11 protein-coding genes, 1 tRNA gene and 1 pseudogene are annotated in these 13,872 nt (G+C 66.2%); 12 read left to right on the top strand and 1 reads right to left on the bottom strand.

What is annotated here, in order from left to right; genetic code table 11:
• Positions 1-212 precede the first annotated feature (212 nt).
• The 12 genes and pseudogenes from AAF481_03625 to AAF481_03680 all read left to right on the top strand — a co-directional run bounded on the left by AAF481_03625 (position 213) and on the right by AAF481_03680 (position 11,201).
• Positions 213-2,126: a tetratricopeptide repeat protein gene (locus AAF481_03625; GenBank protein ID MEM7480244.1), complete on the top strand. Its 1,914-nt coding sequence runs from the start codon at positions 213-215 to the stop codon at positions 2,124-2,126.
• 41 nt (positions 2,127-2,167) lie between these two features.
• Positions 2,168-2,968 (top strand): hypothetical protein, encoded by an 801-nt coding sequence (locus AAF481_03630; GenBank protein MEM7480245.1) that lies wholly within the window; start codon positions 2,168-2,170, stop codon positions 2,966-2,968.
• Between the two features lie 310 nt (positions 2,969-3,278).
• Positions 3,279-3,557, top strand: a pseudogene (gene spoVG, locus AAF481_03635) (septation regulator SpoVG).
• A gap of 344 nt (positions 3,558-3,901) precedes the next feature.
• Positions 3,902-3,976: transfer RNA gene (locus tag AAF481_03640), tRNA-Gln, on the top strand.
• 179 nt (positions 3,977-4,155) lie between these two features.
• The gene (locus AAF481_03645; GenBank protein ID MEM7480246.1) at positions 4,156-5,097 is read left to right on the top strand and encodes a ribose-phosphate pyrophosphokinase; all 942 of its coding nucleotides are present in this window, start codon (positions 4,156-4,158) and stop codon (positions 5,095-5,097) included.
• Between the two features lie 18 nt (positions 5,098-5,115).
• A complete protein-coding gene (locus tag AAF481_03650; protein MEM7480247.1) occupies positions 5,116-5,790 on the top strand; it encodes a 50S ribosomal protein L25 in 675 nt (224 codons plus the stop codon).
• 31 nt (positions 5,791-5,821) lie between these two features.
• Positions 5,822-6,418 carry an aminoacyl-tRNA hydrolase gene (pth, locus tag AAF481_03655; protein MEM7480248.1) on the top strand — a complete coding sequence of 199 codons (597 nt, stop codon included), beginning with the start codon at positions 5,822-5,824 and terminating at the stop codon, positions 6,416-6,418.
• A 62-nt stretch (positions 6,419-6,480) separates the two neighbouring features.
• Positions 6,481-8,538 (top strand): sodium-translocating pyrophosphatase, encoded by a 2,058-nt coding sequence (locus AAF481_03660; GenBank protein MEM7480249.1) that lies wholly within the window; start codon positions 6,481-6,483, stop codon positions 8,536-8,538.
• 323 nt (positions 8,539-8,861) lie between these two features.
• A complete protein-coding gene (gene rpsF, locus AAF481_03665) occupies positions 8,862-9,260 on the top strand; it encodes a 30S ribosomal protein S6 (protein MEM7480250.1) in 399 nt (132 codons plus the stop codon).
• A gap of 2 nt (positions 9,261-9,262) precedes the next feature.
• On the top strand, positions 9,263-9,499 hold the full coding sequence (gene rpsR / locus AAF481_03670; GenBank protein ID MEM7480251.1) for a 30S ribosomal protein S18: 237 nt from the start codon (positions 9,263-9,265) through the stop codon (positions 9,497-9,499).
• Positions 9,500-9,509: 10 nt separating this feature from the next.
• Positions 9,510-9,959, top strand: a complete 450-nt coding sequence (gene rplI, locus AAF481_03675) for a 50S ribosomal protein L9 (protein ID MEM7480252.1) — start codon at positions 9,510-9,512, stop codon at positions 9,957-9,959.
• A 3-nt stretch (positions 9,960-9,962) separates the two neighbouring features.
• A complete protein-coding gene (locus AAF481_03680; GenBank protein ID MEM7480253.1) occupies positions 9,963-11,201 on the top strand; it encodes a methyltransferase domain-containing protein in 1,239 nt (412 codons plus the stop codon).
• Positions 11,202-11,216: 15 nt separating this feature from the next.
• Here the strand turns inward: AAF481_03680 and AAF481_03685 are convergent, their stop codons facing one another.
• Complete coding sequence (locus tag AAF481_03685; protein MEM7480254.1) at positions 11,217-13,814, bottom strand: PBP1A family penicillin-binding protein; 2,598 nt, start codon at positions 13,812-13,814, stop codon at positions 11,217-11,219.
• Positions 13,815-13,872 lie beyond the last annotated feature (58 nt).

Raw genomic sequence — 13,872 nt, forward strand, 5'->3', positions numbered from 1 at the left:
AAGATTATAGGGTGGTGGCGCAGCTCTTGTAAAGGAGGCCTTGGCGGGGTATTGTCAGGAGCGTGAGGTCAGTCTTCGGAATTACTCTCGCCCTGCTTTTCTTCGCGATGGCCTTCCTCTCCGGCGCGTCCTTGTACGCGTCTTCCGAGCCCTTCCCAATCGCGCAGCTCTCGCCTTCCCAGTTACCGGGTTATGGATCGCCGCCGGCGGACTTGTCCGCGGCAATGTCAGGGGCCGAGGAAACGCCGCAGGACCCCAACGCGGCGGATGCCCGGGTTCTGGCGCAGGCGCGGTATCTCTTTGCCCTCGGCAAGGTGTTGGCCGAGGAAGGAAACGTCGGCCAGGCGGCGGAAGCCTTTGAGCAGGCCGGCCGCCTCACCCCGCTGGATCCCTATCTGTTGATCGAACGGGCGCAGTTCGCCTTCCGACTGGCGGCTCGGGCACGTTCCGAGGAACGGCGAGCGGAGGGCTTGGCAGAGGCGGTGAAGTTGGCCGAGGCCGCCGCCGTCCTGGCTCCGGAGAACCTCGACGTGCTGCGGTCGGTGGCCCAGATCCACTTGACCCTGGCCGGTGATCGGCCGGATTCCCTGGGCAAGGCGATCAGCGCTCTGGAGAGCATTCGACGAAAAACTCCCGGCGACCTCCGGACGGTCATTCCTCTCGCCCAGGTGTATCTGCAGCAGCGGCAGCCGGACGAAGCGGCAGACGTATTGAGCGAGGCCGCTCTCCAGTCGCCGCCCACTACCGTGCTCTACTCCCTGCTGGTCGAGTCTCTGGAGCAAGCCGGGCGCACCGCCGAGGCGGCCGATGCGCTGCGCCAGCTCCTCGGTCTCGATCCGACGCTCGTCGACGAGCGGGTCAAACTGGCGACCATCCTCGGTGACCAGGGAGACTCGGAAGCCGCCTTGCAATGGCTCGAAGGGGCGCCGGAGGAGGGCCGCGCGAACCTGCCGCTCCTCGCCCAACTCGCCTGGCAGCGGCTGCGCCTGGAGCGCTTCGAAGGCGCCCTCGAAAGCGCCGACGCTGGCCTCGCCCTCGAGCCGGACGATCCCTGGCTGCGTTTTCTGCGCTCCCAGGCCCTTGCCGGCCTCGGGCGCAACGACGACGCGATCGCCGAACTCGACCTCCTGCGCGAACTGGAGCCGGACAATCTGGAGTTGATCCGCACCGCGGCGGAACTGCTCGAGCGCGAGGGCCGGGCGAACGAAGGCATTCGACTGCTGAAGGAGTCCGTGGCGCGGGCGGAAGCCGGAGGGGAGGACCGGGCGATTTTCCGAGCTCGCTTCCTGCTTGCGGGCATGCTTGCCCGGGCGAACCGGGTTGGCGAGATCGAAGAGGTGTTTGCGCCGGCGCTGGCGTCCGATGATCGCGAAGTTCAGCGTTCCGGGTATCTGATCCTGAGTGATCTGCTGGTGGCCCATGGACAGATGGAGCGCGCGCTCCAAATCCTCGCCCAAGGAGCGCAGGCCCAACCGGCGCTGCAGGCCAAGGCCCTCGACGTGATGCTGCGCGGAGACCGTGACGATCTCGCCCGCAAGCTGATCAAGCGGGTCCGGCGTTCCGGCGACCGCGAGGTGATGGTGATCGCCGCGCAGGCGGCCCAGGCCAACGAGCGCTACGAATGGTCTCTCACCCTGCTCGACGAGGTGCTGGAAGCGGAGGCGAACCACATCGGCGCGCTGTTTGCCGCCGGCGCCGCCCATGAGCGGCTGGGCGACCGGCCGCGGGCCGAAGCCTCCTTCCATCGTCTGTTGGAGCTGGAACCGGATCACGCCCATGCCCTGAACTATCTCGGCTACATGTGGGCGGAGGGGGGAGTCCATCTCGAGAAGGCCCTGGTCATGATCCAAAAAGCGGTCGACCTCGATCCGACCAACGGAGCCTTCATCGACTCCCTCGGCTGGGCCCACTTCCGCCTCGGCCAATTCGACGAGGCGCGTGAGCATCTGGAGCGGGCGGCGCTGCTGGTGCCCGACGACGGCACCGTGGCCGTCCACCTGGCGGATGTCTACCGCGCCCTCGGCGAAACGGAGCGGGCGCGGGACCTCTACCAGCGGGCCCTCGACCTCGACCCTTCCACCGCCGACGAGGTGCGCCGGAAGCTCGAAACGCTGGTCGTCGACTGAACACTTTCTTTCCCTCCAGCCGAGGCGCCCGACGGACTCTCTTGTTCGAAGCCCCCTTTCTCGACAAGCCTTCAGGTCGTGAGGTGGCGAGGCTGCGGTGGGCGCTGCCCATCGCAAGCCTCTTCGTGCTCGCCGCCTTCGGTTGCGCTAGCTCGCCGGTGGTGCCACCCTCAACGACGGCTCCGGTGGCCGAGCCGCCGGTAGCGGGTCCTGCCGCCTCGACCGGTCTTCCCACGGAGTGGCTCTCCAGCCAGTATCTGTTCCGTGTCCGCTACGACGGAGGCGAAGGCGCCGGGAGCTTTCGGCTGGTGTTGCGGCTGACCGCCGACGATCGTTTTCAGGCTTCCGCCGTCGACCTCTTCGGCCGTCCTCTGTGGGCGCTCCAGGTGAGTGGGGGAGAGGGCCTGTGGCTCGATCGCCGGGAGTCCTTCGCCTGCCGCGCCGCCGCCAGTTTCGAACTGCCGTTGGCGCCACTGCCGATCGGCGCCCTACCGGCATTGCTCCTCGGTCGTCTGCCGGTGCCGCTGGCGATGGACTCCGCTGGCGAGGCGTTCGATGCCTCCGGCCGGCGCTGGACCTACTCGATCGGTGGCGGAGGTTCCGCGGCCGCTGGAACCGACAAACTCACCGCCTGGACCGTCTGGCGCGGCCGAGAGCGCCTCCTCGCCTGGTTGATCGCCGGTGAAGAGCGGGTGCTGTCGGATCCGCGAGGTGGCTACCAGTTGCGCTGGCGGCGGGTGAACCAGGCTCCCCTCGCGGCGCCGCCGTCGCCGCTGACCATTCCGCCGGACTACCGAGAAGTGGAGTGCAAAGCGCTGCTGGGCGACCTGTCGCCGATTTGACAGCCCCCCTCCGCAGATCTAGCATTGCAGGTGCTACGACAGGAGTTGATTTCAGTCATTTACCCGCGTTGGGCGGGTCATCTCCGCAAGCGGATGAAACGGGCTCCGCGAGCGGTTGTTCTGTTTTCCTTTTTTTCGAGCCGACTCCTTCCGCCGGGCGGGAGGATCTGGACGGTAAAGTGTAGAGGCGGGCGCCGACTGGCTGCGGCTTGTGCGGGGTTTAGCCGCCGGAAAGCGGCGGAGGTGGAGTCGCCGCGTGAGCAGCGCACCCGCATCGTTTATGCCGGGCTGACGACGGAAAGGGCACACGATGGAGATCACCGAGGTCAAGGTCTTCCCGATCAGTGAAGAAAAGCTCAAAGCCTTCGTTTCCGTGGTCTTCGATCACTGCTTCATGGTCAACGACATCAAGATCATCCAGGGTCGGGACGGCTTGTTCATCAGCATGCCGAGTCGCAAGAAGAAGAACGGCGAGTTCAAGGACGTGGCGCATCCGTTGAACAACAGCACCCGGCGGATGATCGAAGGACAGGTTCTGACGGAGTACGAACGGGTGCTGGCGGAACGCGGGGAAGCCCTACCGGCGCCGCCGCGCGTGCCGGTGGGACTGGCCCCGGAAACGTCCGCTCCAGCCGCTTCGGAAACGCAACCGCCGGCGGCCGCCCCGGAACCCGTGAAAGCGCCGGCTTCGGCCCCGGTGGCGGCGGAACCGGCCACCGACGAAGTGGCGGCGGCCGCCGCCGGTGAATCGAACGACGACGACGCAGACGACGGCAAGACGCCCAATAGGAGTCTGGAAGAAATTCAGGAGTTGCACCTGCGCGATTCGTTCTGGTCGACTCCCTGAGGGGGTTGACGCGGCGGGCCCGTGACGGTGACATGGCCATCAGGGGTGACGCAGCGGCCCCGGTTCGCGGTACGCTTCGGTTCCGTTGGGGCGTCGCCAAGTGGTAAGGCACCGGACTTTGGATCCGGCATTCGGAGGTTCGAATCCTCCCGCCCCAGCCAAATTTCGCAGCCAACTTCGCCCGTCTCGCCTGCACGTCGAGGTCGCAAAGAACTCCGAGATGTCGTGAATCCCGACCCTGGTCCTTCCTACCGGAGCACTCACCACCCCAATTGACCGACCCCGAAACTATCGGCTCCAAGGCCGATCGGTACCGGTCTGACGAGGAATCAACAGAGGAATGTACGGAGATCTCAAGATTTTCAGCGGCCGCGCTCATCCCGCCTTGGCGGATGAGATCTGCGACTATCTCAACGTCCCGAAGGCCAAGGCGTCCTCCTTTGACTTCTCGGACGGGGAGACCTTCTGCCAGATCCTGGAGAACGTGCGCGGAGCGGACGTCTTCGTGGTCCAGCCCACCTCCCAGCCGGTCAACCAGAACCTGATGGAGCTATTGATCCTGCTGGACGCCTGCAAGCGCTCGTCGGCGGCTCGGGTGACCGCCGTGGTGCCCTACTACGGCTACGCCCGCCAGGACAAGAAAGATCAGCCACGGGTGCCGATCACCTCCAAATTGGTGGCCGACTTGATCTCCAAGGCCGGCGCCGACCGGGTGCTGACGATGGATCTCCACGCCGCTCAGATCCAGGGCTTCTTCGACATCCCCGTCGATCACCTGTTCGCCGCGCCGGTGGTGCTCGAAGCCGTCCGCAAGCTCGCCATTCCGGATCTGGTGATCGTTTCGCCGGACGCCGGTGGGGTGGAGCGGGCGCGGGCCATCGGCAAGCGTCTGGAGGCGAGTCTGGCGATCCTGGACAAACGCCGGACGGCCCCGAACACCGCCGAAGTGATGAACGTCATCGGTGAAGTCGACGGCCGCAGCGCCTTGATTCTCGACGACATCGTCGATACGGCCGGTACCCTGGTGCAGGCGGTAGAGGCCTTGCAAGAGAAGGGCGCATCGCGCATCTTGTGCGTCGGAGTCCACGGCGTATTGTCCGGACCGGCGCTCGAACGCATCGAAGACTCCGCCCTCGAACAGGTGCTGATTACCAACACCACTCCCGTTGAGGATAAGATCCGCCGCTGTAGCAAGCTTCGGTCGCTGTCAGTGGCCGGTCTGCTGGGAGAGGCGATTCGCCGAATTCACGATGACAGCTCCGTAAGCTCTCTTTTCGTTTGAACCTGAGGAAGACGTACCATGAGTGAACTCAATATCGACGTCGAGTTGCGGGAACAGCCCGGCAAGGGTGCCAACCGGCGCCTGCGGGCGGCCGGCAAGATACCGGCGGTGGTGTATGGCGGAGACCGCGGTCCCGTCGCCATCCAAACGGAGCGCCGAGCGTTCCTCGCCCTGCTCAAGCAGGCCGGCACGGACAACGCGGTGTTCCAGCTCAAGGTCCCCGGGACCAAGAACAGCCGCCACGTGATGATCCGCGAGATGGATGTGAACCCGACCACCCGCGAGGTTCGGCACATCGATTTCCTGCGCATTCTGATGACCGAGGCGGTGCGCGTTTCGGTGGCCGTGGAGCTGCTGGGAACCCCCGAAGGGGTGAAGAACGAAGGCGGCCTTCTCGACTTCAATACCCGCGAGATCTTGGTCGAGTGCTTGCCGACGGACATTCCACAGCACATCGAGCTGGATGTTTCCGCCCTCACCATCGGCGACACCATCGAAGCGCGGGAGGTGGAGCTGCCGAAGGGCGTGACCCTGGTGGCCGACGACGCAGACAAGGTCATCGCTTCGGTGGCACCGCCGCCGACGGAGGAGGAAGAGGTCGAGGAAGAGGACGAAGGCCTGATCGAGTCGGAGACCGCGGAGCCCGAGGTCATCGGCGAAGAGAAGGACGAAGACTCTTCGGACGACGACTGATCCGACCGGCCGGGAAGGATAAGAGGCGCCCATGGACCCCTCGCAGAGCATCCCTGGGCGACTCATCCTCGGTCTTGGCAATCCCGGGGCGGAGTACGCCGACACCCGCCACAACCTCGGCTTTCGGGTGGTGGACGAGCTGGCCCGGCGCTGGTCCTGTGCGGTCGATCGGTTGGAGTGCAATTCTCTGATCGGAGAACGGTCGAGCGGTGAGGTGAGGGTCGTCCTCGCCAAACCGCTGACCTACATGAACCGCAGCGGTCACGCCGTTCGCTGCCTGCGGGAGCTGCGCGGTTTCGAGCCGTCTTCGGCTTTGGTGGTGTACGACGAGATCCACCTGCCGCTGGGCCGGCTGCGTTTGCGCGGCGGCGGCAGTCCGGGAGGTCATCGAGGGATGGAGTCGGTGGTGTCCGGCTTGCGCACCGATCAGGTGCCCCGGCTGCGCCTGGGTATCGCCCCGGACGCGCCGGCGGAACAGCCGATGGAAAATCTAGTGCCGTTCGTGCTCGCGGCATTCGAAGAAGGGGAGCACGCGGCGGTGGACGCGATGATCGCGCGCGCCGCCTCGGCCTGCGAGGCCTGGCTGGACGAAGGTCTCGAAGGGGCCATGAATCGATTCAACGGATGAGCCACGCCGGCTCGAGGCCGGCGCACACGGAGGGAAGGAACGTGAATACCACCCTGGTTTACATGACACTCGGGAGCGGCATCTTGGCGCTTCTGTTCGCCTTTATTCGATCCGGCTGGGTCAACCGGCAGGACGCCGGCAGCGACGAGATGAAGACCCTCGCCGGCTACATCCGCGACGGAGCGATGGCCTTCCTCGCTCGTGAGTACCGGCTACTCGCCATCTTCGTGGTGGTGGTGGCCGGGCTCTTGGCCTTCTCCAACAGCGGCCGCGGCGACAGCTCGGCGCTGATCGGCCTGTCGGTGCTGGTGGGCGCCATCTGCTCTGGACTCGCCGGCTTCTTCGGTATGCGGGTGGCGACCAGCGCCAACGTGCGCACCGCCGCCTCCGCCCGCAAGGGTTTGAACGGTGCCCTCGCCGTTGCCTTCTCCGGCGGTGCCGTGATGGGCTTCTCGGTGGTCGGCCTGGGAGTTCTCGGGCTCTCTGGCCTGTTCCTGCTGTATTCCTCGCTGTTCGCCGGTTCCGGCAGCGAGGCGGAGGTGATGCGGAGGATCGTCACGGTGCTGGCGGGCTTCTCCTTCGGCGCCAGCTCGATCGCCCTTTTTGCCCGCGTCGGCGGCGGCATCTACACCAAGGCGGCGGATGTCGGCGCCGACCTGGTGGGCAAGGTCGAGGCGGGCATCCCGGAGGACGACCCGCGCAATCCGGCGGTGATCGCCGACAACGTCGGCGACAACGTCGGCGACGTGGCGGGCATGGGGGCGGACCTGTTCGAGTCCTATGTCGGCGCAATCATCGGCAGCATGGTGCTGGCGGCCAATGCCACTCTCGTCGGGGGCACCGCCTTTACCCCGCAGTTGCTTCTTCTGCCGCTGATCCTCGCCGGAGCGGGCATCGTCGTGTCGCTCCTCGGCACCTTCCTGGTGCGCACCAAGGAGGGCGGTAACCCCGGCACGGCGCTTCACATCGGAACCATCGCTTCGTCCGTGACTATGCTGGTGGTGACCTTTCTGGTCAGCCGCTGGCTGCTCGGCGACAACAGCTACACCGTCGACGGCTTCGAGTTCGGCGCGATGGGCGTGGTGTGGGCCACCATCGCCGGCCTCGCCGCCGGCGTCGGCATCGGCCTGATCACCGAGTACTACACCTCCGAGGCGCGCCAGCCGGCGCAGTCCATCGCCGCGGACAGCCGTACCGGCTCGGCCACCACCATCATCACCGGCCTGGCCGTCGGCATGCGCTCGACCGCCGCCCCGATCGTAGTGCTGGTGGCGGCGATCTTGATCGCTTACTCCCAGGCGGGCCTCTTCGGTATCGCCATCGCGGCCCTCGGCATGCTGTCGACCACCGGCATTCAGCTCGCCGTGGACGCCTACGGCCCGATCGCCGACAATGCCGGCGGCATCGCCGAGATGGCACACCTCGGCCCCGAGGTGCGGGGCCGCACGGACAAGCTCGACGCCGTCGGCAACACCACTGCGGCGATCGGCAAGGGCTTCGCCATCGGTTCCGCGGCGCTCACCGCCCTGGCCCTCTTCGCGGCTTTCAAGACCACCGTCGGTATGACGGTGCTCGATCTTTCGAACCCGAATGTGATGGGCGGGCTGTTCATCGGCGCCATGCTGCCGTTCCTGTTCAGCGCCATGGCGATGCAGGCTGTCGGCCGCGCCGCATTCAAGATGATTGAAGAGGTGCGCCGCCAGTTCCGGGACATCCCCGGACTGATGGAGGGCACCGGCCAGGCGGACTACGCCAAGTGCGTCGACATCTCGACGGCGGCGGCCTTGAAGGAGATGGTGGTGCCGGGCCTGATGGCGGTTCTGGTGCCGGTGCTGGTCGGCTTTTACGATGTCTCGGCCCTGGGCGGCGTGCTCGCCGGCGTCACTTCTTCCGGTGTGCTGATGGCGATCTTCATGGCCAACGCCGGTGGCGCCTGGGACAACGCCAAAAAGTACATCGAGGGTGGCGCCTTCGGTGGCAAGGGCTCGGACGCTCACAAGGCGGCGGTGGTCGGCGACACGGTGGGCGACCCCTTCAAGGACACCGCCGGACCGAGCTTGAACATTCTGATCAAGTTGATGTCGGTGGTGGCGGTGGTCATAGCGCCGCTGCTCATTTGATTCGGGGGGCTTTTCAAGCCCCCCGCCCCCAAGAAGTGCGATTCTTGGGGACCCCACCCCCGAGTCGGGCCTGAAGGCCCGGCTCGCCCTTCGGGCTCGCATTTTGCTCAGGCGATTCGTACTTTTGTGGTCTGAGGTAGCTCAGAGGGTTAAGGGGGGGCGGTCCGATAGGAAGCTGAAGGAAGGGGACGCGCCTTGCGTTTGCGGTGAAAATCAGTACAATCTCCGCTTCTACAGCACCCGCCGGTGTGGTGGGCGCTCCGTACCCTCTCTGTTTCGCGAGAAGCGAGACTGATCTAGGCCATAGGGAGGTCCCGATCGAAATGCGTACCTATGAGTTGATGTTTGTCACAGATCCGCGCGTCCCCGACGAGGACGTGACGGCGCTGACGGACGAGATGATCGCGCTGTTGTCCGCCAACGGCGGAGTGACGGTCACCAAGAAAGAGTTCTGGGGTCGGCGCAAGCTGGCCTACGAAATCGCCAAGCTCAACGAGGGCAAGTACGTCCTTGTTTATTTCGCCAGTGAGCCCGGCGCGGCGCAGATCGCCGATGTCGAGCGGCGCCTGGGGCAGAACGACAAGGTTCTGCGCTTCCTTACCATCCGTACCGACGAAGACCTGAAGCGGGCCGGGATTCCCCTACCGCTGGAGGTTGAGACGGAAACCGAACCGGAGGCCACCGAGGAAGCCACCGAAACGACTGAAACGGCGGAGGCATAACCATGGCACGCGGAGGCAAACGAGTCTTCTTCCGGCGGCGCAAGGTCTGCAAGTTCACGTCCGAACACATCGAGTACATCGACTACAAAGACGTGAAGCTGTTGCAGCAGTTCATCCCCGAACGCGGCAAGATCATGCCGCGACGGATCACCGGCACTTCGGCCCGTCACCAGCGCATGCTGTCCACGGCCATCAAGCGGGCGCGCCACCTGGCGCTCCTGCCGTTCTCCACGGATTAGGAGGCACGGCATGGATGTCATTCTGCTCAGCGACCGGCGTAACCTGGGAATCCGCGGCGACATCGTCTCGGTGAAGCCCGGCTACGCCCGGAACTTTCTCCTGCCGCGCGGTGTCGCCCTCGAGGCGACCCCCGGAAACCTGAAGTATTTCCAGGAACAAAAGGCCAAGATCGACGCCCGCCACGCCCAGGAGCGGGACGAGGCGGCGGCCATCGCGGCGCAGCTCAGCGAGATCCGGCTGGAGATCGCCAAGCGGGTGGGTGAAACGGAAACCCTTTACGGTTCCGTCACCACCAGCGACATCGGCGCGATGCTCGAGGAGAAGGGCTTCGAGGTGAACCGCCGCCGGATCAACGTTGACGGCGGCGCCATCAAGACCCTGGGTGACCACAAGGTGACGGTGGACCTGCACACGGAAGTGGTCGCCGAAATCGTCGTCACGGTCATCCCCGAAGAGTAGCCGGTGACCGCCGGAACCGGGATCTCCGAGGATCCGGTTCGCACCGAAGGGGTCGCCATCGACCGCTTCCGGGGCGAACCGACGCGGGATCTCTCGGACTGGCGATGGCTTTGGAGTGGGGATCATCGATTCCCCATCGAAAGCCATCGCGGTCCCATCGGGCGCCTGGTCGTCGCCCTCAAGAGACTCTTCAGTCCGTTCTTCCGGGCGCCGCTGGCGGACCTCTGGGACCGCCAGCGGATCTTCAATCTCATCCTGCTGGAACATTTAGAGCACGGCCAGAGCCTGCGCCACGAGGAGCGGCTGCACCACCTGGAGCGTTCCTTCCCGGCGGCGGTGAGCGATGCCATGCGGCACAACGACGCGCTCTTTGCGCGGGTCGACCAGAAGCTCGATCGCTACCGGCGCGAAGCGTCGGACCTGCGCGAGATTCTCGGTTCCGCCCTCGCCAGCCTCGAGGGATCGCCCGTCGAGGGTGGTGGCGGGAATACCGCCGCCGGTCCGGCGGCGGCCCTTCGCCGGGTGATCGATGAGCACGGCTATGTGGAATTGGAGCGCCGATTCCGGGGCACCGAGGAGGAGATCCGCGACCGCTTGGCCCGCTACCTGCCGCATCTCTCAGGCCACCAACCGGTCCTCGACCTCGGCTGCGGTCGGGGGGAGGCGCTGGCGGTGCTCGGGGAAGCGGGCGTCGAGGCCCGCGGCGTGGACGGCAGCGCGGCGATGGTCGCCCACTGCCGCCAGCGAGGTCTGGAGGTGGAGGAGGGCGACCTGTTCGGGGCATTGGCCGCGGCGGATCCGGAGTCCCTCGGTGCGGTGGTCAGCTTTCACGTCGTCGAACACCTCGATCCGGAGTCCCTCGATGCCCTGGTACGCGCCGCCTGGCGGGTGCTGCGGCCCGGCGGCAAGCTGATCCTGGAAACTCCCAACCCCCTGTCGGTGGTGGTGGCGGCGCGCAACTTCTGGCTCGATCCCACCCATCGGCGGCCGGTGCATCCGGAAAGCCTACGCCTGAGCTACGAGCTGGCCGGTTTCGAGGTCGAACACCTGGAGCTGCGGCCCTTCCCCAAGGAGCAGCGGCTACCGGAGATCGATCTGCCGGAACTGGATCCGGAGCAGCGCCGCCTGGCGGACCGCATCAACCGGCTGCGCGACCAGCTCGACGACCTGCTATTCGGCGCCCAGGACTACGCCCTGATCGGCACCAAGAAAACCGAAACTATCGGAGATTCAGAGCCGTAGTCCGGTCGAGGGAAGTCAGGATTCTTCGAGGGCCGCACCTTCCTCAGTGGATTCCTCGTCTTCGTCGTCGAAGCCGATCGGTTCCCGCTCGCCTTCCTTGTACAGGTAGAAAGGCTCTTGCTGGTACCAGGGAAGGTCCATCACCGTCTGCCAGCGAGCGTCGTACTCGCGGATCGGTTCAGTGCCGGTGATGAAGGCCTCTTCGATCATCCGCTCGGCGCCCGGGCCGGGCAGTAGGCCGCTGAAGTACTCGATGGCCTCGAAGGTCACGCCGGCGGGCATCGTGAAATTGCCGCCGTCCTGCAGCCAGCCGTCCTCCAGGCCGTTTTCGACCAGGGCTTTCCAGATCGGCACCGCCGCCTCGGCGCCGGTCATTCCACGGCCAAGGGAACGCTTGCGGTCGTACCCGACCCAGGTGAGGATGGTGTAGCGGGGCGTGAATCCGACGAACCAGGCGTCCGTGTAGTCGTCCGTGGTGCCGGTCTTTCCGGCCAGGTCGAGGTCGAGGTCGCGCAGGGGGTTTGCGGTGCCGCGGTCGACCACCCCCTCCAGCATTTGGGTCAGCAAGTACGCGACCCGCGGCTCCATCGCCGTGGCGGTGCTGGCGCTGTGCAGTTCTTCCACCCGTCCGTCGGCGGTCTCCACCCGTTCGATCAAGTAGGGTTCCACCCAGGTGCCGTGGTTGGCGACGGCAGCGTAGGCAGCGGCCATCTCCAAGGGCGTGATCTCCGCCACCCCGAGGGCCAGGCTGGGGAAGGGCGGTAGGTCGCCGGTCACGCCGCATCGCCGCGCGAACTCGATCACGCTGGCCGCCGACACGATGTCCTGCAGTTTGACCGCCGTGATGTTGGCGGAAAGTTCCATCGCCCGCCGCAGGGTGATGATGCCGTGGTAGTCCCGGTAGTAGTTGCGGGGCTTGTAGCTCAGCTCGTTGTCGCCGCCGAGGAAAGCCGTTGGGGCATCGAGCAAAGTGTCGGCGGCGGTGAAGCCGGCCTCGAGAGCGGCGCCGAAAACGAACAGCTTGAACGAGGATCCGACTTGGCGCTTGGCCTGTGTGGCGCGGTTGAACTTGTTGCGGTCGTAGTCCCAACCGCCGACCATCGCCCGCACGGCGCCGGTGGCCGACTCCAGCACCAGCGTCGCCGCCTCGATCTCCGGCTCCTGTTCGAGCATCAAGACCGGAGCGGTCTCCTCCTGGCTTTCGCCTTCTCCTGGCTCGTCGTCGGTTTCCGGAGCGGCCAGGCGGAACCAGGCCACGTCCCCCACGTCGAATAGCGACCGTGGTCCCCGCTTGCGGGTCCACCGGTAGCCCTCCGGGCCGAGGGTGAAGGTCTCGCCGGCGATGCGCACTTCGGCCGTTCGCTGGTCGATGGCGGTGATCACCCCCGGCAGCCAGCGGTCGACGGGCACTTCCTCCAAGCCCTCCCAGGCGGGCAGGGCGAGGTCGTCCGGCAAGGTGCCGTCGGCCGCCGCTACCTCTTCGATGGCGCCGCGCCAGCCCTTCCGCCGGTCGAGGCGCATGAGGCCTTCGCGGGTGGCTTTTTCGGCGCTGCGCTGCGCCGCTGGATCGAGGGTGGTGGTGACCTGCAGGCCGCCGCCGGTCACCGCATCGCTGCCGTAGGTCTCCTCCAGATACTTCCGTACTTCCTCGGCGAAGTAGGGCCCCAGGCGCTCCTCGCGCTGGTGCTGGATCACTTCGAGGGGCGCCGCGATCGCCGCCTGGTGGGCTGCCGGCTCGATGAAACCCTCTTCGAGCATGCGGTCGAGGACGCGGTTGCGCCGCCGTTCGACCAGTTCCGGCCGGCGGTAGGGGCTGTAGCGGCTCGGTAACTGAATGATGCCGGCGATGGTGGCTGCTTCCGGCAGGGTCAGATCGTCGACGGACTTGCCGAAGAAGTAGCGGGCCGCTGCTTCCACGCCGTAGTTGCCGTGGCCGAGATTCACCAGGTTGAGATAAAGAGTGAGAATCTGCTCCTTCGAATAGTTCTTCTCCAGCTCGACGGCGAGGAAGGCCTCCTCGATCTTGCGGCTCCAGGTCTGTTCCCGGCTGAGGAAGAGCAGCCGCGCGAGCTGCATGGTGAGGGTGCCGGCGCCGGAAACGATCTCGCCGGCCCGCAGATTCGAGATCTGCGCCCGAACCACCGCCATGGCGTCCACTCCGCCGTGCTCCAGGAAGTTGGCGTCCTCGATGGCGAGCACGGCGTCGCGCAGCAGATCGGGCACTTCGCCCTCTTCCAGCAGAATGCGGCGCTCCAGGGCGAAACTGGCGAAGCGCTCGCCGTCGCGGGCCCATAGCTGAGTGATCAGGCTCGGCCGGTAGTCCGCGACGGATTCGACCTCCGGTACGTCGATAGCGGCGGCGAAGGCGAGACCGCCGACCACCCCCAGAATCGAGGCGACGACCAGGGGGATGCCCCAGTGCAGGCGCCACTTGCGGCTGGCCGCCTCAGGCATCGGGCGCTTCACCACGCTACGGGCGCTGGCCGGGCGATCCGGCGCGGCGCCGTCCTGCGGTGAAGCCGAGGCGTTTTCGGTGCTTTCCGGCGGGGTCCGGGAGTCCGGGGAAGGGGAGTCGTCCATGGAGCGATTATAGGTGGTAAATCGGGCGGACATATGGCGGCGGGTCCGCCTCCTCCGCTGATATGCTGACCGAGGTGCGCCGTCCCTCCGG

The sequence above is a fragment of the Acidobacteriota bacterium genome (assembly GCA_039030395.1).
Lineage (GTDB): Bacteria > Acidobacteriota > Thermoanaerobaculia > Multivoradales > JBCCEF01 > JBCCEF01.